We start from the raw sequence: 17,160 nt of genomic DNA, 5'->3' as shown, positions 1-17,160 counted from the left end.
TCGACCCGAACGGGAAGCCATGAAAGTCGCCATCGCCGGTGCCGGCGCAGTCGGCAGATCCATTGCACGCGAATTGATCCGAAGCGAGCACGAGGTGATGCTCCTCGAACGCAAACTCGACCACGTCGATCAGGCCGCGGTACCCGAGGCCGAATGGGTGCTCGCGGACGCCTGCGAGTTGAGTCTGCTCGAGGCCGCCCATCTCGAGAACTACGACGTGGTGATCGCCGCTACCGGCGACGACAAAGCGAACCTGGTGCTCAGCTTGCTGGCCAAAACCGAGTTCGGCGTGAACCGCGTGGTGGCCCGGGTCAACGACCCCAGAAACGAATGGCTCTTCGATGCGGCCTGGGGTGTCGATGTCGCAGTCTCGACCCCGCGCATGCTGGCGTCACTGGTGGAGGAGGCCGTCTCGGTAGGCGATCTGGTCCACCTGATGACATTCCGCAAGGGACAGGCAAATCTCGTGGAGATCACTCTGCCCGAGAACACGCCCCTGGCGGGCAAGCCGGTACGCAAGCTCCAGCTACCGCGGGACGCAGCACTGGTGACGATTCTTCGCGGTGGCCGTGTCATCGTTCCGCAGCACGACGATCCGCTCGAAGGCGGTGACGAGTTGCTTTTCGTCGCGGCGAAAGAGGTGGAGGACGAACTACGTGCTGCGGTCGGTCTGACCTGACGGCAGCTCGTCGGCCTGTTCGTCGTTCGATGCGAGGTCGAGCGCTCGATCCGCTTGACGCACCGCCCACAGAGTCACCAGTAGGGCTACGCCGGTCAGGGGCCACCCCATCCCGATCCGTGCCACCGCGAGCCAGCCGGTCTGGTCCGAGTCGTAGAGCTGGGACTGAACGATATAGCGCGCAGCGAACACCGACGCCCAGGCGATGGTGGCCACGTCGTAGTAACGAACCGCAGACCGCTCCCGACGCCACGATGTTCCCTTGCCGTTGAGGTAACCCCAGATGACGCCGACGAGCGGCCACCGGGCGAGTACCGACAGCACGAACGCCCCGCCGTAGACGAGTGATGTATAGATGCCGAACAGGAAGTAGCCCTTGGCGTCCCCGGTGCGGTACGCGATGAAAGCGCAGATGCCGACGCCGAAGAATCCGGAGATGGCCGGTTGTAACGGGCTGCGGCGTACCAGCCGCCACACCAGAACGGCCGCGGCGACACCCAACGCCGCCCACAGAGCGACCGACAGGCCGAAGTAGCTGTTGAACGGGACGAAGACGACCACGGGCAGTGTGGAATACACCAATCCGCTCACACCGCCGAGCTGCTCGAGCACGGTGGGGGCGGCGGTCTTCTCGGCGTCCGGCGTCGACGTGTCGGGTACCGGTTCCGGCATGTTCGACGTTCTCGGGTGCGGCACTGCATCGTCGCTGTTCGTCACGAGAACGAGAGTGCCATACCGGGGACGATCAGTTGTCGTCGCGCAGTTCGTAGTACGGGTTGTAGACGATCTTGCGCCCATCGCGTTCGCCGACCCGGCCACGCACCAGGACCGTCTTGCCCGGCTCGATTCCGGCAATCTTGCGCCGGCCGATCCACAGGAGGGTCACCGTGTCGGTGCCGTCGAAGAACTCCGCTTCGATGTTGGCGTTCGCGGCCTTGGAACACGCTTCGACGCTGCGTAGACGACCCAACATCGTGACCTCTTCGCCACGCGAGCAATCGCAGGCGCGTCGGGCTCCGGACGCTTCGGAGGATTCGGCCATCTCCTCGGCGTCGAGCTGATCGATGTCCTCGGTCAACTTTCGCGTCAAACGGCGAAAGTATCCTGCGGCAGCGGGTGCCATTGTGCGCTCCTGCGGGTGGGGGTCGTCTCGCAGCTCCACTCCTGGGAGCAGTTGCGGCGACCTGGGAGTTTCCCTCGTCATAGCTGGTACTTCGCCACTGTAGACCCGATCCGGCGCGCTGACCAACCACCGCCACGCCGTCGAACGGGGGCGTGCACAATCGTCTCGTGCACACCCGATTCGAGACCTCCACCGCGATCGTTCTACCGGGGACGGGATCGGACGCGCAGTTCGCGCAGGAGGCATTCGGGCAGGCGTTCGACGTTGTGGGATTGACCACTGTCGCCGTGGAACCCGACCCGACCGGCGTGGTGAGGAGCTACCTCGGTGCCCTCGACGACGCTGTACGCGCGCACGGTCCCGTCGTGGTCGCCGGAATCTCACTGGGTGCAGCCGTCGCGGCGCACTGGGCCGAACGCAACCGCTCGAGTGTAGTCGCGTTGGCGCTGGCGCTGCCGGCGTGGACGGGCGATCCCACCGGCTCACCGGCTGCACTGAGTGCACGGTTCACGGCCGGGTCGCTTCGCGAACGCGGGCTCGACAGCGTCACGGCGACCATGGCCGAGTCGAGCCCAGAATGGCTCGCGCGCACCCTGGCGCGATCCTGGGCGTCGCAGTGGCCGGCGCTCCCCCGCGCGCTGGACGAGGCGGCCTCGTACCGAGGCCCGGAGTTGGACCGTCTCGCGCGGATCGACGCGCCGACCGTCGTGGTCGGCGCGGTCGACGACCCGGTGCATCCGATCGCGGTGGCGGAGCAGTGGGCTCGCGCCCTACCGAGAGGCGTACTGCGGACCGTGACATTGACGGATATCGGACTCGACCCGGGGGTCCTGGGCCGAGAAGCCGTCGACGCTCTGACCGCGGCGCTCGACGGCTGACGCCGATCAGCCCCCCAGTTGCTGAATCGCCGATCCGGACGCCCCGCGGCGCGGCGCGCGCTCGGCACCGGGTTGTTCGGCGTCCGGTTGCGGAGTCGACTGCTGCTGCGCCGCATCGGTGTTCGCATCAGGGGCGGTGGGCTGCGCCGGCACGGCCTGCTGCGCTGCTTGCTGCTGCGCGGCAGCCGCCAGTTGCTCGGCCAACACCTGCGGCAGAACCACCGGCAACGGAGTACGCACCGGGTGTGGATCGGTGCCGCGGTCGACGACGGTCTGTCGAAGAATCGAGTGCGCGAGCTGGACCAGGGGCTGGCCCTCCGCCACCGCGCCCGACGGCCCGGCGAGGACGCATCGAACCATCCAGCGATACCCGTCGACACCGATGAAGCGCAGATCGGCGTTGGCGGTGACACCGACCAACTCGCGGCCCCACGGCCCGGTCTCCACGGTCGTCTCGGCCTTGTCGTTGCGGAGCGATGTCGCCAGATCGGCTGCCACCTCGCGCCACTGCCCCGGAGACTTCGGGGCAGCGTAGGCGGCGATGGTGATGCGCCCGAACTGGGTGACGATGTGTACTGCTTGCGGGCTGCCCGCCTGAGACATCTCGACCTGCAGTTGCCCGCCCTCGGGGAGAGGGATCAACACCGAGCCGAGATCCAGCCGGTTCGCCGCAACGCTCTCGCGATCCTCGTCCAGATCACCGAGATCGTGGGGCCCCTCGGTGGTGTCCGCGGTCGCATCGTCGTTGTCGTCGTCGCGGCCGTCGACGAATGGCTCCGCGCTGGACGCGGAGGCACTGCCGGCGTCGTTCTTCTTACGCCGTCCGAACATGTTCAGCTCTCTTCTTCTCGGTTGCATTCAGTTCGCTGTACACCGACGACCGTCGCGACAGACGCACTACGTAGGACGTCACTGCACCAGACTCGCATGTCCGCCGGTCGAACCGTGACCGCCGTCCCCTCGAACGGTGTCGTCGAGTCGATCCACTTCGACGAACTCGACCAATTCGACGCGCTGCACCACCAACTGAGCGATTCGATCGCCGCGATCGAGCACGATGGGCGTCCGGAGATCGTGGTTGATCAAGCAGACCTTGATCTCCCCGCGGTATCCAGCGTCGATGGTGCCAGGGGTGTTGACGACCGACAGTCCCGATTTGGCCGCCAGGCCCGAGCGCGGGTGGATCAGCCCCACCATCCCGAGGGGCAAGGCCACCGCAATCCCCGTGCCCACGAGAACCCGTTCGCCGGGAGCGATCGTCACTGGCGCGGTGATCCGCAGATCCACACCCGCGTCACCCTCGTGCGCACGCGTGGGCACCGGTAGATCTGGGTCCAACCGGCGAAGTCGAACCTCCCCGGGGCGGTCCGGGGGCACCTCGAGCTGGTCGCCGGAAAGCGTGTTGCGGGACTCGATGACTTCGTCACTCACGTCGAACGAGACTACGCTGATCTGCTTCGCCGTCGGCGCGGCGACTACCCTGGGTCGGGTGACTGCAGATCGACAGGCCGATCGGGCGAACCCCGAGTCCGACGACCCCACCTCGCGTGCCGGTTCCCCCGGCTCGGAGTCGGTGCTCTACGCCGAACGACTGTGGGTACCCCTCTGGTGGTGGGTGGCCGGCGCAGCGCTGGCGGTACTACTTGCAGCGGAAGTACACATGGGTGCCCCCGGTGTTCGCGCCTGGCTGCCCTACGTGTTGCTCCTGCCCCTGGTCGCCTGGGCTCTGGTGGCGTTCAGCAGGCTACGTGTGCAGGTGGTGGCCACCGATCCGAGCTCGGACTCGGCCGAGTCGTCGTCCGCCGGCCTCGAGCTACGGGTCGGCAAAGCGCATCTCCCTCTCGATGTCGCATCCAAGGCAGCCGTGGTGCCCGCGACAGCAAAAAGTGCGGCGCTGGGAAGGCAGCTGGACCCGCTTGCCTTCGTACAGCACCGCACCTGGGTGAAACAGATGGTGATCGTCGTACTGGACGACCCGGACGACCCGACGCCCTACTGGTTGATCAGCACCAAGCGGCCGGAGGATCTACTCGCCGTGCTCAGTGCCCACGGCGTGGAAGCTCGCTGACCCAGCCGTCGGGCTCTCGCTGCGAAACCTCACTGCCCGGCCGCTCGGCCGGGCATCGCCTGCCCTCGATCAGGGCCTGCCGTCGATCAGGCAGCGCAGTCCCGGCACATGAGGACGCCGTTGGCATCGCTGGCCAGTCGACTGCGGTGGTGCACCAGGAAGCAGCTCGAACAGGTGAATTCGTCCGCCTGCTTGGGAACCACCCGGACCGAAAGCTCTTCGCCGGACAGGTCGGCACCCGGGAGCTCGAAGGACTCGGCGGTGTCTGACTCGTCCACGTCGACGACTGCGGACTGCGCCTCGTTGCGGCGAGCCTTCAATTCTTCGAGAGAGTCCTCCGAGACGTCGTCGGATTCTGTTCTTCTCGGAGCGTCGTAATCGGTTGCCATTGTTCTCGTAACCCCTCATCTTCGTACGTGTGTGTGGTGGAAGCTGCCGGTGTGGTCGGCTTGTGGCCGTCGGCTGTGAAGAGGGCGCTTGCTCGCTCCCACCGATTTGATTCTCGATCGAACAGGTTCATCACGCGGTGCCGGAAACTACACCGGGTAGTTCCCGAATTCCGCCGGTTGAAACTCGATCGAGATTTCGCTCACCTGATCGACGATTCACCGGCAGCTTTCTGTTTCTTAAGCACTGCGGCCGCCAGACAATAGCCGACGCCGACCCCAAAGCCGAAACCGAATCGCCGATCACTTCATTGCCTCCGTGCACGCCGCATCAACACCGAGATCACCGGCTTCATTCCGCAGTCCGCAGAAGCAGTTCTGCTGCTGGTTTTCGCGGTGCAAACGAGTCGCGTGCACTGCTTTCGGCGAGCTCGCGGCCGAGTGTGCCGTCGCCGAGGACCGCGGGGATCTACAGTAGGCACGCGTCGGTGTGAACCGACTCCGTGTACCGGTCTCGGCGACTGCCGACGGAAAGGCGAAGAATCACTGTGGTTTCTCTGATCACCGAAGGCCAGCCGGTCGACGACCGCGGCCGTCCGTTCCGTCGACGCCGCGCACTTCCGATCATCGCCGTGTTCGCAGTACTCGCTCTGCTCGCCGTGGTCGTGTGGGTCAAGGTGTTCACCACCACCGAGACGACATCGGCCACTGCCGAATGCAACACCCCAACCACGACCGCTGCCACCGACGGAACGCAGCCGGTTGCCCTCGGCGAGGAGGTCGACCCGACGACACTTCTCGACGTCGAGCCTGCCGCCCTGTCGGCATCGAAGGTACGAGTGTTCAACGCCAACGGCGAACGCGGCCAAGCTGCACACGTGGCGGCTCAGCTCAGTGACTACGGCTTCGCGAGTGCTCCGGACGTGCAGGTGGGCAACGATCCCGTCTACGTCGACCAGAACATGCAGTGCCAGGGCCAGATCCGATTCGGATCCGCGGGTATCGGTGCCGCGAGCGCAGTGTGGCTCCTCGCACCGTGTGCAGAACTCATCGAGGACTCGAGGACCGACGACTCGGTGGATCTGGCACTCGGCACCTACTTCAGCGAGATTCAGCCGAACGACGACGCAGAGGAAGTGCTACGCACGCTGGCGGGCGCAGCACCCGGTGCCGCGCCGCAGCCCCTCGACCCCGATCTGCTCGCCGCCGCGCGTCAGTCTCGTTGCTGAGTCGATCGCGCTGCTGAGACGATCGCGCTACTGAGTCGGACCAGTCCGTCAGCTCGGAATCGGATCGAGTGCGCCGACGAGTCGTAGGGCGGCAGTCAGGGGTTCGGCGATTCCCGGGGCCATCGCCACGGTGACGACCCCGTCCGCACTCGACGACGTCGCTGCGGGCACATCGACGAGGGCTCCGGCCTCGGCAGCGATCAGCGACCCCGCCGCCCAGTCCCACGGGCTGAGCCCGTGCTCGAAGTGTGCGTCGACGGCACCGGACGCGACCATGCACAGATCCAGTGCTGCAGAACCGATTCGGCGAATATCTCGCACCTTCGGCAGCAGTTCGGCGATGATCGCGCCCTGCGCCGCGCGGCGTCGTGATCCGTACCCGAATCCGGTGGCCAGCAACGTCATCGACAATTCGGTCACACCCGAACACTGCAGCCGTTCGATACGACCGTCTGCGTACCGAGCCGTCGCCCCATGCCCCTGCGCGGCCGAATAGACCACATCGCGGGCCACGTCGACGACGGCCCCTGCCACGCTCACTCCGTCGATCTGCACCGCAACAGAGACCGCGTACGCAGGAATTCCGTACATGAAGTTGACGGTTCCGTCGATCGGATCCAGCACCCATCGAACTCCGGCGACGGATTCGTCCCCGCCACCTTCCTCCTCGCCGAGGACGGCATCGCCCGGACGCAGCTGCGCCAGCAATTCGCGAAGAACACGTTCGGTTTCGGTGTCCACGACGGTGACCAGATCGGTCGGTGTGCTTTTCGTCTGCACGGCCTCTGCCTCCGCGTCGGCACTGTCACCGAACACCTGCGGACGACGCGTTCGGACGTGCTCGGCTGCCTCCGTGGCAACCCGAACGGCAACTCCGCGCAGTACCTCCGCATCACGTGTCGTCGGTTCGGTATCCGACCGTTCTACGGTTGCCGGCGTCTGCGGCAATTGCTCAGTGGCGGTGTGGGTCTGCGTTCCGTCATGTTTCGGCACGCGTACATCGCAACACACTTCGCCGGCGCGGCACCACCGCGGCACTCGGCGGGCCGTCCGCTACAGCGTCGGCGTCACGCCGACGAACGGACGGCACTATTGTTCCGAAGCGACGGCACACACGAATTCGATCAGGCCAGGAGCGGCATCGACATGACACAGCCAGGTTCGGACAACAGCACCGCGGCGACGGCCGAGCGTCACGGGTTCGGCGTCGACGTCGGTGGCAGCGGCATCAAGGGCGGCATCGTCGACCTGAACACCGGTGAGCTCGTGGGCGATCGCTACAAGATCGAGACGCCTCAGCCTTCGACCCCCGACGCCGTCGCGCGGACCGTGGCCGAGATCGTCTCGCATTTCGAGTGGACCGGGCCGATCGGCGTCACCCTGCCTGCGGTGGTCACCAACGGTGTGGCGCGTTCGGCCGCGAACATCGACAAGAGCTGGATCGACACCGATGCGCGAGCATTGTTCGCGAAGGCCATCGGAAACGAGAACATCACCGTCCTCAACGACGCGGATGCCGCCGGGGTCGCCGAGGACAAGTACGGCGGCGGCAAGGGCAAGGACGGGGTCGTCGTTCTGCTCACGTTCGGCACCGGCATCGGTTCCGCCGTTCTGCACAACGGAGTTCTGCTGCCGAACACCGAATTCGGACACATGGAGATCGGCGGCAAGGAAGCCGAGCATCGCGCGGCGTCCTCGGTGAAGGAGAACAAGGGGCTGTCCTACAAGGAATGGGCCAAAGAGGTCTCCACCGTGCTCGCAACGTTCGAGGCGCTGCTGTGGCCCGACCTGTTCATCGCCGGTGGCGGAATCAGTCGCAAGAGCGAGAAGTGGATTCCACACCTGACCAACCGAACTCCGGTGGTCCCCGCGACCCTGCTGAACACGGCGGGGATCGTCGGAGCGGCCCTCGCTGCGGACAGTGCCGTCGCGTCCGCCGAGACCGGTACCTCGGCTGGATCACCGCACTGACACGCGGTGTCGCCACCTGCGAAGGACGAGGGTAGGTAACAAACTCCTGAGAGGTCGTTACAATGGTGTGTGCCGGTACGCAGCCGGCCGAATCCGAAGACCTCTCCGCCGGAAACAACTCTGGCGTGACGCCGCACGACTTCGTCACGAAAGGGCGTACGTGGCAGCCACCGATATCCGTCAGACCGTAGATTCCGAACCTGGAACTGCGACACCTGAACCTGCTGTCAAGGCACCCGCCGCGAAGGCACCGGCTAAGAAGGCACCGGCCAAACGCGCCGCCGCCAAGAAGGCACCGGCCAAGAAGGCCGCAGCGAAGAAGACAGCAGCTCCCGCCACCGGCGATGACGTCGACGAGAGCACCCCGGGAATCGAAGACATCGACATCTCCGAAGGTGATCTTGCCGCCGCAGCGAACGACGTCGTCGAGGTCGTCGCCGCAGGCGACGACACCGAAGAAGACGCAACGAGCGAGCCGACCGCCGAGGACAAGGCGTCGGGCGACTTCGTCTGGGACGAAGAGGAATCCGAAGCCCTGCGTCAGGCCCGCAAGGACGCCGAGCTCACCGCATCAGCGGACTCGGTTCGCGCGTACCTCAAGCAGATCGGCAAGGTCGCCCTCCTCAACGCCGAGGAAGAGGTCGAGCTCGCCAAGCGCATCGAGGCAGGACTGTTCGCCGTCGAGAAGATGCGCGAGTCCGCGGAGAAGGGCGAGAAGCTCCCCGTCGCCCAGCGGCGTGACATGACCTGGATCTGCCGTGACGGCAACCGCGCCAAGAACCACCTGCTCGAGGCAAACCTCCGCCTCGTCGTCTCGCTGGCCAAGCGCTACACGGGCCGCGGCATGGCGTTCCTGGATCTCATCCAGGAGGGCAACCTGGGTCTGATCCGCGCGGTCGAGAAGTTCGACTACACCAAGGGCTACAAGTTCTCGACGTACGCCACCTGGTGGATCCGCCAGGCCATCACCCGTGCCATGGCAGACCAGGCCCGGACCATTCGTATCCCGGTGCACATGGTCGAGGTCATCAACAAGCTCGGACGCATCCAGCGTGAGCTCCTGCAGGATCTGGGCCGCGAGCCCACTCCGGAGGAACTCGCCAAGGAGATGGACATCACGCCCGAGAAGGTGCTGGAGATCCAGCAGTACGCTCGCGAGCCGATTTCCCTCGACCAGACCATCGGTGACGAGGGTGACAGCCAGCTCGGGGACTTCATCGAAGACTCCGAGGCTGTCGTCGCGGTCGACGCGGTGTCGTTCACGCTTCTGCAGGATCAGCTTCAGTCGGTGCTCGAGACGCTCTCCGAGCGAGAAGCAGGCGTGGTCCGCCTGCGCTTCGGCCTCACCGATGGACAGCCCCGCACCCTCGACGAGATCGGGCAGGTGTACGGAGTCACCCGCGAGCGGATTCGTCAGATCGAGTCCAAGACGATGTCGAAGCTGCGGCACCCGTCGCGGTCCCAGGTTCTGCGCGACTACCTGGACTGACAATCTTCGAACGACAAGCGACCGTCGATCTTCGGATCGGCGGTCGCTTCTCGTTGCTGGCGACTGCCAGGCTTTCGGTCAGAGCACGGGCGTCCCGAAATCCCCGGCGGGCCCCGGTCGGTACTCGACGGCGACAGTGACGGCCTCGAGCGGTAGCGGTCCATACAGGTGCGGAAACAGCATCGACTGCGGGTCGGACGGCACACCCGGCTCCCACTGCACCGGCGCACCCAACCGCGCTGGGTCCAGCGCCAGCAGCACCAGATCGGTGCGTCCTGGGAAGAGCCGGTTCGCGGGCAGATGCACCTGCTCGGGCGTGGAGAGGTGAACGAAACCCAGTTCGGCGAACGACTCCGGCGTGTACTCGGTACCGCCCCGGATTCTCGACCACTCCTCCGTGGTGCACAGATGTACGAGGACGTCGGTTCGTTCGGTCACACCGCCATTGTGCCGGGTTCTCGGGGCCTCGTGTCCCCTACCCCGCGCGTCCCCGAGCCGTGTCCTGGAAGTCAGGGCGGGGGCAGCGTGGGTGCCCCACCGCGCGTTCGGCCCGGCAGGCCGCCGAGCACCACTGCGGCGATGACGGCAAGGATTCCCAGGGACTCGAGCAGCGTCGGCACCTGGGTCAGCACCACGGCACCGACGACAGTCGCGGTCGCGGGCAGCAACGCCAACAGCAACGCGAAGCGAGCCCGACCCACTCGGACCAGGACGTACTGGTCGAGAACGTACGGAACGACGCTCGACAGCAATCCGACGCCCAGGCCCAGAACCCAGATGCGCCAGTCGCTCAGAACGTCGGTGTGCGCGAATGCGAACGGTGCGAACAGCGGCACGGCGAGAACCACCGATGCGATTCCGAAACCGGCAGCCATGTCGTCGAGCCCCTGCCCGGCGTCGGCCACGGACTTGCCCAGCACGATGTACGCCGCCCACAGAGCCGCCGAACCGAGCGCGAACGCGATTCCGATCAATCCCACCTCGCCGCCCTCGAACTGAGCCGACGCGATGGCAGCAACGCCGGCGACCACCAGAACGACCGCGAGTGCATCGGTGAGCTTCCGAGATCCTGCTGCGGCCACGACGATGGGGCCCAGAAACTCGATGGCGACCGCCGCACCGAGGGGCAGCCGAGCGATGGCCTCGTAGAACATCACGTTCATGCCGATGGTGGCCGCTCCGAACGCGGCGGCGGTCACCGCGCGTCGTACCGTCCATACGGATCCGGCACCGCCGCGTCGACGCCACGGCCTACGCCAGGCGATCAGGACGACAGCGGCACCGAAGCCCCGCAGCCAGGCCACCGCAGCCGGGTTCACCGTGTCGAACAGGAACACTCCGATGGCCGCACCGACGTACATGCATACGGCACCGATCACGAACAGCGACGGGATACCCAGCCTCGAAGCGCCGGACAGCGAGAAAGAAGTCGAAGCCACACCGGGACCCTACTGCCGCCACCCGTCCGATTCCGTATCAGCTGTCAGCGAACAGGATCCACGGCGTTCCTGCTCGTAGGACATGTTTCGTGTTAGTGACAACACAAAGAAACGCGCTCGGGAACAACGCGTGACCGCCATACGTCTGACAGAGTGAACGAACCGCGCCATACCGACGCGGCGGACCGGCCCCAGGCGAACGGGACATACCCGGAAGCCAGTACGGAGGAGTCATGCCCGGAACATTGACCAGCCCACAATTGACAGCAGCGGACCGGTGCGACCGGTGCGGTGCAGGGGCTCGCGCGCGTGTCGTGCTCTCGACCGGTGGAGAGCTTCTCTTCTGCGGTCACCACGCCACCGAGCACGAAGCCCGCTTGCGTGAAGTGAACGCAACGGTGATGACCGAATCGGACTCCACGGTGTAACCCACCGACTCGTCGGGGGACGCCAGTTCGCCACAGCTGTACCGATACAACTGCATCAACGCACGATCACAACGACGGACGGTCTCTGGACCGTCCGTCGTTGTCGTGTCACCGGCTCAGTTCGCCGGCAGCACTCGTCCGTCAGGTGCTACATCTTGCGCAACTGCGCGATTCGCTCACCCAGCTGCTCCGCCGATGCCATCGCCGTCGGCGGGCCACCGCAGATTCGACGCAGATCGCCGTGAATGACGCCGTGCGGCTTCCCCGTCCGGTGGTGGTACACCGCAACCAAACTGTTCAATTCCCGCCTCAGGCCGGCCAACTGGCCGGCACTGGTGGCCCTGTCGTTGACGACGGCAGGCGCGGGTACCGCCGGGCCCGCAGCGGGTTTGTCGATCTGCTCCTGCTGACGCTGGCGAAGCAGGTCGCGCATCTGCGTCGCGTCGAGCAGGCCGGGGAGCCCGAGATAGTCGGCTTCTTCGTCGCTGCCCGAGAACGTCGCGGTCCCGAACGAGGACCCGTCGTAGATCACCTGATCGAGCTCGGCATCCGCGCCGAGGGAGGTGTACGCCTTCTCTTCCTCGCCCAGCTCGTCCTTCTGCTTGTTGGCGTCGGCCAGCAGCTCGTCGTCGAAGCCGTCCTTCTCGCGGTGGGGCTTGCCGAGAATATGGTCGCGCTGAGCCTCGAGCTGTGAGGCGAGGTCGAGGAGGACCGGTACCGACGGCAGGAAGACGCTCGCCGTCTCGCCCTTGCGGCGTGATCGCACGAAACGGCCGATTGCCTGCGCGAAGTACAGCGGAGTTGATGCACTGGTGGCGTAGACGCCGACGGCGAGACGCGGAACGTCGACACCCTCGGACACCATGCGAACGGCAACCATCCACCGCTGATCACTCTTGCCGAACTCGGCGATACGAGCCGAGGATGTGGGGTCGTCGGAGAGGACGAGGGTCGGCGTCTCCCCCGTGATCACCTCGATCAGCTTGGCGTAGGCCCGCGCCACCGTCTGGTCGGTTGCGATCACGAGACCACCTGCGTCGGGCATACCGCCCGACCGCAACTGTGCCAATCGTGTGTTCGCAGCCAACAGCACCGCGGGCATCCAGTCGCCCTGCGGGTCGAGGGCGGTACGCCACGCCCGTGCGGTCTGCTCCGCATTCAGCGGCTCGCCCAACCGAGCGGTGTACTCCTCGCCTGCGCTGTCCCGCCACCGTGCCTCCCCGGAATACGCGAGGAAGACGACCGGGCGAACGACTCCGTCGGCGAGGGCGTCGGAGTAGCCGTACGCGTGATCGGCCTTCGACCGCATCAGGCCGTCCTGATCCGGTTCGTAATTGACGAACGGAATGGGACTGTCGTCGCTGCGGAACGGAGTACCCGTCAACGCAAGGCGTCGGGTGGCGTCGCCGAACGCTTCGCGGATGCCCTCGCCCCAGCTCTTCGCGTCACCACCGTGGTGGATCTCGTCGAGGATCACCAGAGTCTTGCGGGCCTCCGTGCGCACTCGGTGCTTGAACGGATGCGAGGCGATCTGCGCGTAGGTCACCACCACACCGTGGTAGTCACTCGAGGTCTGCCCGGTCGAGTTGGAGAAGCGCGAGTCCAACGCGATGCCCACCCGCGCCGCCGACTCGGCCCACTGATGCTTGAGGTGCTCGGTGGGTGCCACCACCGTCACCTGATCGACGGTGCGGTGCGCGAGCAGTTCGGCGGCGACGCGCAGGGCGAACGTGGTCTTACCTGCACCCGGGGTCGCCACCGCCAGGAAATCCTTGGGCGAGGCGACGAGATACTTCGTCAGCGCGCGTCGCTGCCAGGCACGTAGCGGTGCCCCGCCGGCGACGGGCGCAGCCGTCTGATCGGTGGATGGTGGTGTGGGATCGAACATGTCAGCGCTCACTGGCCGCCGGTTCCTGGCATCGATGTAAATTCCTCGCGCTCTCGGTAGCCCTGCAGTGTCCGCCGAGGAGCCTATCGCTCCGTACCGACGGATCCCGCATCGCTGGGGTGATGTCGGACGCGACACGGCGCGTCGGTCGTTAGGCGAAGTCGGCATCGGTCAGGAATGCTGGAGGCACCATGAGCGAGTCTGCAGGCCCAACTCCCACACCGCCGCGATTGTCGGCGAGAAACCCGCTACGTGCGGTGTGGAAAGTGACTCTGCGCACGCTCGGCAAGGCCTGGGACGATTCGATCTTCAGCAAGGCCGCGACCGCCGCCTTCTGGCAGACGCTGTCGCTACCTCCCCTTCTGCTCGGGGTGCTGGGCAGTCTCGGTTTCGTCGGAGGATGGTTCGGCCCCAACACCGTCGACATCATCGAGTCGAAGATCATCACCTTCAGCAACACGCTCTTCAGCAGCAGTGTCGTCGATCAGATCATCGCGCCGACCGTCCGAGACGTCCTCGCACAGGGCAGCGGTGAAATCGTCTCGGTCGGCTTTCTGCTCTCGCTGTGGGCGGGCTCGTCGGCGATCTCGACGTTCGTGGACTCCATCGTCGAAGCACACGGGCAGGCCGACGCTCGAAATCCCGTCTGGCAGCGGTTCTTCGCGCTGCTCCTGTACGTCGGCTTCCTGATCATCGCGGTGTTCGTGCTTCCGCTCGTCGCACTCGGACCGGTGTACGTCCAGCAGATATTGCCCGATTCGTGGCTGACCGTCGGCAGCGAACTCGTCGACTTCCTGTACTACCCGGCCGTCGGCTTGCTGCTGATCATCGGACTGACCACGTTGTACAAGCTGGCGTTGCACACGTCACTGCCCTGGCATCGTCTGCTCGGCGGAGCACTGCTGGCCGGGGTGTTCTTCATGATTGCCAGCGCCGTACTCCGCCGGTACCTGACCTGGGTCACCAGCACCGGCTACACCTACGGTGCGCTGGCAACTCCGATCGCGTTTCTGCTCTTCACGTTCTTTCTCGGCTTCGCCGTGGTCCTCGGAGCCGAGTTCAACGCGACGATCCAGGAGTTCTGGCCGGCCAGAGCAACCCGAATGGATCAAATGCGTGAGTGGCTCGCAGCGCAGGCAGCGGCGGACGACAAGCCGTCGGGACCGGTGACCGCGGTAGCGCGGCGTCTGGCCACAGGCCCGATCAAAGTGGTCGGCGATCGGCAGCGATCCGACCGGCCCGAACCGTCTCAGTGACGGTCGGGTCCGGCGGAGTCACCCTCGAACGTGAGCCGTCACTCGCCCTTCTTGAGGCCCTCGTAGACCTTCTTGCAGTCCGGGCACACCGGTGAGCCCGGTTTTGCAGACTTGGTGACCGGAAACACCTCGCCGCACAGCGCTACCACATGGGTACCCATGACGGCGCTCTCGGCGATCTTGTTCTTCTTGACGTAATGGAAGAATTTCGGCCGGTCATCGTCGGTGGTTTCGTCCGGAGCGATGTCGGGACGGTCCTTCGTCTGAGTGCTCATGAACACAGATTAATCCGTCGCCACACTGTGTTCGAACCGGTCGCACAGCTCGTCGTATGCAATCTGTGAGCGGTAGTGCCACAGTGGAGGTATGACGAGAACCCCAGGGTTCGACGGAAGCGCGTACAGCGACTCGCCGGATGGGCCCGTCCTGATCACCGAGGCGCAACAGTCGGTGGAAGAGCAGCACAAAGCGCGTGTCCGCAAGTACATGTTCATCATGTCCTTCCGCATACCGGCCTTGGTGCTCGCTGCACTGGCATACGGAATGTGGATGAACCCATGGATATCCATGGCGATCGTCGGTCTGTCCATTCCGCTCCCATGGATGGCGGTGTTGATCGCGAACGATCGGCCGCCGCGTACCAAGGACGAAATGAGCCGGTACGACTACCGGACCATCGACAGTCCGGCCATCGAATCGAGCAATCACCGCGTGATCGAAGCCGGCGAGGACTGACAGGAAGCCGACAGGCGGTGCGACACTTGCTCGGTGAACGCACAGATTTCTCTCTCCCCACTGGTCGCTGCCGCCGCTGCCCTCCGTGAAGCCTTCGATCGCGCGGGTTACGACGCCGACGGCGTCCTGAGGTTGCTGGGCTCCGACGCCCACGCCGCACTGGGACGCAGCGAACCGGTACCGGTCCGCAATGCGAGCCTCGGCGGCGGAGATCTGGGTGTCCTGGTGCGATTGTTCCTGCTGGTCGACGACTGCCCCGAGGACGAGGTCGCGGCCGCTCTCGCACCGCTGACCGTCCCCGAAGCCATCTCGGCCGGCATTCTCACTCGTACCGGATCCACGGTGCGCACCCTGCTCGACATCCGGCCCCTCGACGCCGGGCACGGAACCCGGTGGATCGTCTCCGATCCCGACGGCAGCATGCGCGTCGCCGACACGGCCACCGATCATGTGCTCGGCGTCGGCCAGGCGTCGCTGTCGTTGTTGCGCGGTACACCGACCTCGCCAGTGGACACCGTCCTCGACGTCGGAACCGGATGCGGCGTCCAAGCCGTCCACGCGTGCGACTACGCAACGACGGTCACCGCGACCGACATCAGCCCGCGTTCGATGGATCTGGCGGCAGCGACGACGGCCCTCAACGGTCTCGACGTCGAATTGCTGCACGGTTCGTGGTTCGAGCCGGTGGCCGGACGTACGTTCGATCGGATCGTCGCCAATCCCCCGTTCGTCGTGGGACGAGCCGAAGTACTGCACTCGTACCGAGATTCCGGCCTCGACCTCGACGGCGCGAGCGCATTGATGATCGCCCAGGCACCCGAGCACCTCACCCTCGGTGGGACTGCTGCCATCCTCGCGTCGTGGGTGCACATCGAGGGCGAGGACTGGCGTACGAGAGTGGCGTCCTGGCTTCCCGCCCACGGCGTCGACGCCTGGGTGGTCGAGCGTGACGTGGCAGACCCCGCTCTGTATGTGGGCACCTGGATGCGCGACGGCGGTTTGGACCCGCGCGACCCCGATGCGGCCGCGGTGGCCCAGTCCTGGCTCGATCATTTCGCCGCCGCGGGTGTCGAGGGCGTCGGTTTCGGGTTCGTCTATCTACGCAAGACGGACTCTCCGACGGATCTGCTCGCCGAGGAGTTGACGCACGGGTTCTCCGACCCGCTCGGGAACGAGTCGCTCGAGTATTTCTCTCGGCTCGAGTGGCTCCGTGACAACGACATTCTCGACTCGGTACTGACTCTCGACCCCAACACCGCGCTCGAACGGGTGTTTCTTCCCGGCGACGAGGGCTGGGCTCCAGTGGCGATCCGTGTCCACCGGGGAAACGGACCACAGTGGCAGCACGACGTCGACGAGCTCGGTGCCGCGCTTCTGGCGGGCCTGCGTCCGGATGGGCTCGCGGTGGGCGAACTGGTCGAGCTGCTCGCCGCCGCGCACGGTGAGGATGCCGACGAACTGGCGGGGCATGCGGTGACGCTGATGCAGGGTCTGGTGCGGCACGGACTCGTGTTGCCGGCTCGCTGAACGGGCCTGGGGCTGCGCTGCCGTTCCCGCTGCGAACGTTCTCAGCAACTTCTCAGGACGGACC

The 17,160-nt window shown here is 65.8% G+C and carries 20 protein-coding genes; 10 read left to right on the top strand and 10 right to left on the bottom strand.

Annotated features, from left to right (window positions below):
• Positions 1 to 19: 19 nt before the first annotated feature.
• Positions 20 to 679 (top strand): potassium channel family protein, encoded by a 660-nt coding sequence (locus CH266_RS12430; protein WP_032365054.1) that lies wholly within the window; start codon positions 20 to 22, stop codon positions 677 to 679.
• Here the strand turns inward: CH266_RS12430 and CH266_RS12425 are convergent.
• Both CH266_RS12425 and CH266_RS12420 read right to left on the bottom strand, forming a co-directional pair.
• On the bottom strand, positions 653 to 1,351 hold the full coding sequence (locus tag CH266_RS12425; RefSeq protein ID WP_094715518.1) for a DUF3159 domain-containing protein: 699 nt from the start codon (positions 1,349 to 1,351) through the stop codon (positions 653 to 655). The genes CH266_RS12430 and CH266_RS12425 overlap by 27 nt on opposite strands.
• A gap of 73 nt (positions 1,352 to 1,424) precedes the next feature.
• The gene (locus CH266_RS12420) at positions 1,425 to 1,802 is read right to left on the bottom strand and encodes an OB-fold nucleic acid binding domain-containing protein (RefSeq protein ID WP_027496896.1); all 378 of its coding nucleotides are present in this window, start codon (positions 1,800 to 1,802) and stop codon (positions 1,425 to 1,427) included.
• Between the two features lie 167 nt (positions 1,803 to 1,969).
• Here CH266_RS12420 and CH266_RS12415 point away from each other — a divergent pair, with 167 nt between their 5' ends.
• A complete protein-coding gene (locus CH266_RS12415; protein ID WP_255175893.1) occupies positions 1,970 to 2,680 on the top strand; it encodes an alpha/beta fold hydrolase in 711 nt (236 codons plus the stop codon).
• 6 nt (positions 2,681 to 2,686) lie between these two features.
• On the opposite strand, the gene CH266_RS12410 is transcribed toward CH266_RS12415, so the two are convergent.
• Both CH266_RS12410 and dut read right to left on the bottom strand, forming a co-directional pair.
• A complete protein-coding gene (locus CH266_RS12410) occupies positions 2,687 to 3,511 on the bottom strand; it encodes a DUF3710 domain-containing protein (protein WP_094715362.1) in 825 nt (274 codons plus the stop codon).
• 78 nt (positions 3,512 to 3,589) lie between these two features.
• Complete coding sequence (gene dut, locus CH266_RS12405; RefSeq protein WP_027496893.1) at positions 3,590 to 4,057, bottom strand: dUTP diphosphatase; 468 nt, start codon at positions 4,055 to 4,057, stop codon at positions 3,590 to 3,592.
• 196 nt (positions 4,058 to 4,253) lie between these two features.
• Here dut and CH266_RS12400 point away from each other — a divergent pair, with 196 nt between their 5' ends.
• A complete protein-coding gene (locus CH266_RS12400; RefSeq protein ID WP_032400856.1) occupies positions 4,254 to 4,748 on the top strand; it encodes a DUF3093 domain-containing protein in 495 nt (164 codons plus the stop codon).
• A gap of 86 nt (positions 4,749 to 4,834) precedes the next feature.
• On the opposite strand, the gene CH266_RS12395 is transcribed toward CH266_RS12400, so the two are convergent.
• Positions 4,835 to 5,137, bottom strand: a complete 303-nt coding sequence (locus tag CH266_RS12395; RefSeq protein WP_027496891.1) for a DUF4193 domain-containing protein — start codon at positions 5,135 to 5,137, stop codon at positions 4,835 to 4,837.
• A gap of 545 nt (positions 5,138 to 5,682) precedes the next feature.
• Between CH266_RS12395 and cei the strand changes: the two genes are divergently transcribed.
• The gene (gene cei / locus CH266_RS12390) at positions 5,683 to 6,363 is read left to right on the top strand and encodes an envelope integrity protein Cei (RefSeq protein ID WP_027496890.1); all 681 of its coding nucleotides are present in this window, start codon (positions 5,683 to 5,685) and stop codon (positions 6,361 to 6,363) included.
• A 48-nt stretch (positions 6,364 to 6,411) separates the two neighbouring features.
• On the opposite strand, the gene CH266_RS12385 is transcribed toward cei, so the two are convergent.
• Positions 6,412 to 7,311: an inositol monophosphatase family protein gene (locus tag CH266_RS12385; protein WP_441347055.1), complete on the bottom strand. Its 900-nt coding sequence runs from the start codon at positions 7,309 to 7,311 to the stop codon at positions 6,412 to 6,414.
• A gap of 198 nt (positions 7,312 to 7,509) precedes the next feature.
• Here CH266_RS12385 and ppgK point away from each other — a divergent pair, with 198 nt between their 5' ends.
• Positions 7,510 to 8,334 carry a polyphosphate--glucose phosphotransferase gene (gene ppgK / locus CH266_RS12380; protein WP_052057356.1) on the top strand — a complete coding sequence of 275 codons (825 nt, stop codon included), beginning with the start codon at positions 7,510 to 7,512 and terminating at the stop codon, positions 8,332 to 8,334.
• A gap of 160 nt (positions 8,335 to 8,494) precedes the next feature.
• On the top strand, positions 8,495 to 9,823 hold the full coding sequence (locus tag CH266_RS12375; protein ID WP_032365052.1) for an RNA polymerase sigma factor: 1,329 nt from the start codon (positions 8,495 to 8,497) through the stop codon (positions 9,821 to 9,823).
• Between the two features lie 78 nt (positions 9,824 to 9,901).
• Here the strand turns inward: CH266_RS12375 and CH266_RS12370 are convergent, their stop codons facing one another.
• Positions 9,902 to 10,261, bottom strand: a complete 360-nt coding sequence (locus CH266_RS12370) for a DUF952 domain-containing protein (protein ID WP_094715361.1) — start codon at positions 10,259 to 10,261, stop codon at positions 9,902 to 9,904.
• A 71-nt stretch (positions 10,262 to 10,332) separates the two neighbouring features.
• Entirely contained in the window at positions 10,333 to 11,262 is a 930-nt protein-coding gene (locus tag CH266_RS12365) for an EamA family transporter (RefSeq protein WP_045841787.1), read from the bottom strand.
• Between the two features lie 233 nt (positions 11,263 to 11,495).
• Here CH266_RS12365 and CH266_RS12360 point away from each other — a divergent pair, with 233 nt between their 5' ends.
• A complete protein-coding gene (locus CH266_RS12360; protein ID WP_027496884.1) occupies positions 11,496 to 11,690 on the top strand; it encodes a DUF7455 domain-containing protein in 195 nt (64 codons plus the stop codon).
• Positions 11,691 to 11,838: 148 nt separating this feature from the next.
• Here CH266_RS12360 and CH266_RS12355 read toward each other — a convergent pair whose 3' ends face one another.
• On the bottom strand, positions 11,839 to 13,578 hold the full coding sequence (locus tag CH266_RS12355) for a DEAD/DEAH box helicase (protein WP_027496883.1): 1,740 nt from the start codon (positions 13,576 to 13,578) through the stop codon (positions 11,839 to 11,841).
• A gap of 191 nt (positions 13,579 to 13,769) precedes the next feature.
• On the opposite strand from CH266_RS12355, the gene CH266_RS12350 reads away from it, so the two are divergent.
• Positions 13,770 to 14,834 (top strand): YihY/virulence factor BrkB family protein, encoded by a 1,065-nt coding sequence (locus CH266_RS12350; RefSeq protein ID WP_045841788.1) that lies wholly within the window; start codon positions 13,770 to 13,772, stop codon positions 14,832 to 14,834.
• Positions 14,835 to 14,872: 38 nt separating this feature from the next.
• Here CH266_RS12350 and CH266_RS12345 read toward each other — a convergent pair whose 3' ends face one another.
• Positions 14,873 to 15,109, bottom strand: a complete 237-nt coding sequence (locus tag CH266_RS12345) for a DUF3039 domain-containing protein (RefSeq protein WP_027496881.1) — start codon at positions 15,107 to 15,109, stop codon at positions 14,873 to 14,875.
• Between the two features lie 91 nt (positions 15,110 to 15,200).
• On the opposite strand from CH266_RS12345, the gene CH266_RS12340 reads away from it, so the two are divergent.
• Positions 15,201 to 15,569, top strand: a complete 369-nt coding sequence (locus tag CH266_RS12340) for a DUF3099 domain-containing protein (protein ID WP_027496880.1) — start codon at positions 15,201 to 15,203, stop codon at positions 15,567 to 15,569.
• A gap of 45 nt (positions 15,570 to 15,614) precedes the next feature.
• The gene (locus tag CH266_RS12335; RefSeq protein WP_032382154.1) at positions 15,615 to 17,096 is read left to right on the top strand and encodes a N5-glutamine methyltransferase family protein; all 1,482 of its coding nucleotides are present in this window, start codon (positions 15,615 to 15,617) and stop codon (positions 17,094 to 17,096) included.
• Positions 17,097 to 17,160: the final 64 nt, after the last annotated feature.

The organism is Rhodococcus sp. 06-1474-1B (assembly GCF_002258885.1).
Classification (GTDB): domain Bacteria; phylum Actinomycetota; class Actinomycetes; order Mycobacteriales; family Mycobacteriaceae; genus Rhodococcoides; species Rhodococcoides fascians.
This window is presented reverse-complemented; position numbering and strand designations above follow the sequence as displayed.

Bases quoted from the DNA above. Each gene is read 5' to 3' on its own strand.
- CH266_RS12430 (WP_032365054.1), top strand. From the start codon at position 20: ATGAAAGTCGCCATCGCCGGTGCCGGCGCAGTCGGCAGATCCATTGCA.
- CH266_RS12425 (WP_094715518.1), bottom strand. From the start codon at position 1,351: ATGCCGGAACCGGTACCCGACACGTCGACGCCGGACGCCGAGAAGACC.
- CH266_RS12420 (WP_027496896.1), bottom strand. From the start codon at position 1,802: ATGGCACCCGCTGCCGCAGGATACTTTCGCCGTTTGACGCGAAAGTTG.
- CH266_RS12410 (WP_094715362.1), bottom strand. From the start codon at position 3,511: ATGTTCGGACGGCGTAAGAAGAACGACGCCGGCAGTGCCTCCGCGTCC.
- CH266_RS12395 (WP_027496891.1), bottom strand. From the start codon at position 5,137: ATGGCAACCGATTACGACGCTCCGAGAAGAACAGAATCCGACGACGTC.
- ppgK (WP_052057356.1), top strand. From the start codon at position 7,510: ATGACACAGCCAGGTTCGGACAACAGCACCGCGGCGACGGCCGAGCGT.
- CH266_RS12360 (WP_027496884.1), top strand. From the start codon at position 11,496: ATGCCCGGAACATTGACCAGCCCACAATTGACAGCAGCGGACCGGTGC.
- CH266_RS12355 (WP_027496883.1), bottom strand. From the start codon at position 13,578: ATGTTCGATCCCACACCACCATCCACCGATCAGACGGCTGCGCCCGTC.
- CH266_RS12350 (WP_045841788.1), top strand. From the start codon at position 13,770: ATGAGCGAGTCTGCAGGCCCAACTCCCACACCGCCGCGATTGTCGGCG.
- CH266_RS12345 (WP_027496881.1), bottom strand. From the start codon at position 15,109: ATGAGCACTCAGACGAAGGACCGTCCCGACATCGCTCCGGACGAAACC.
- CH266_RS12340 (WP_027496880.1), top strand. From the start codon at position 15,201: ATGACGAGAACCCCAGGGTTCGACGGAAGCGCGTACAGCGACTCGCCG.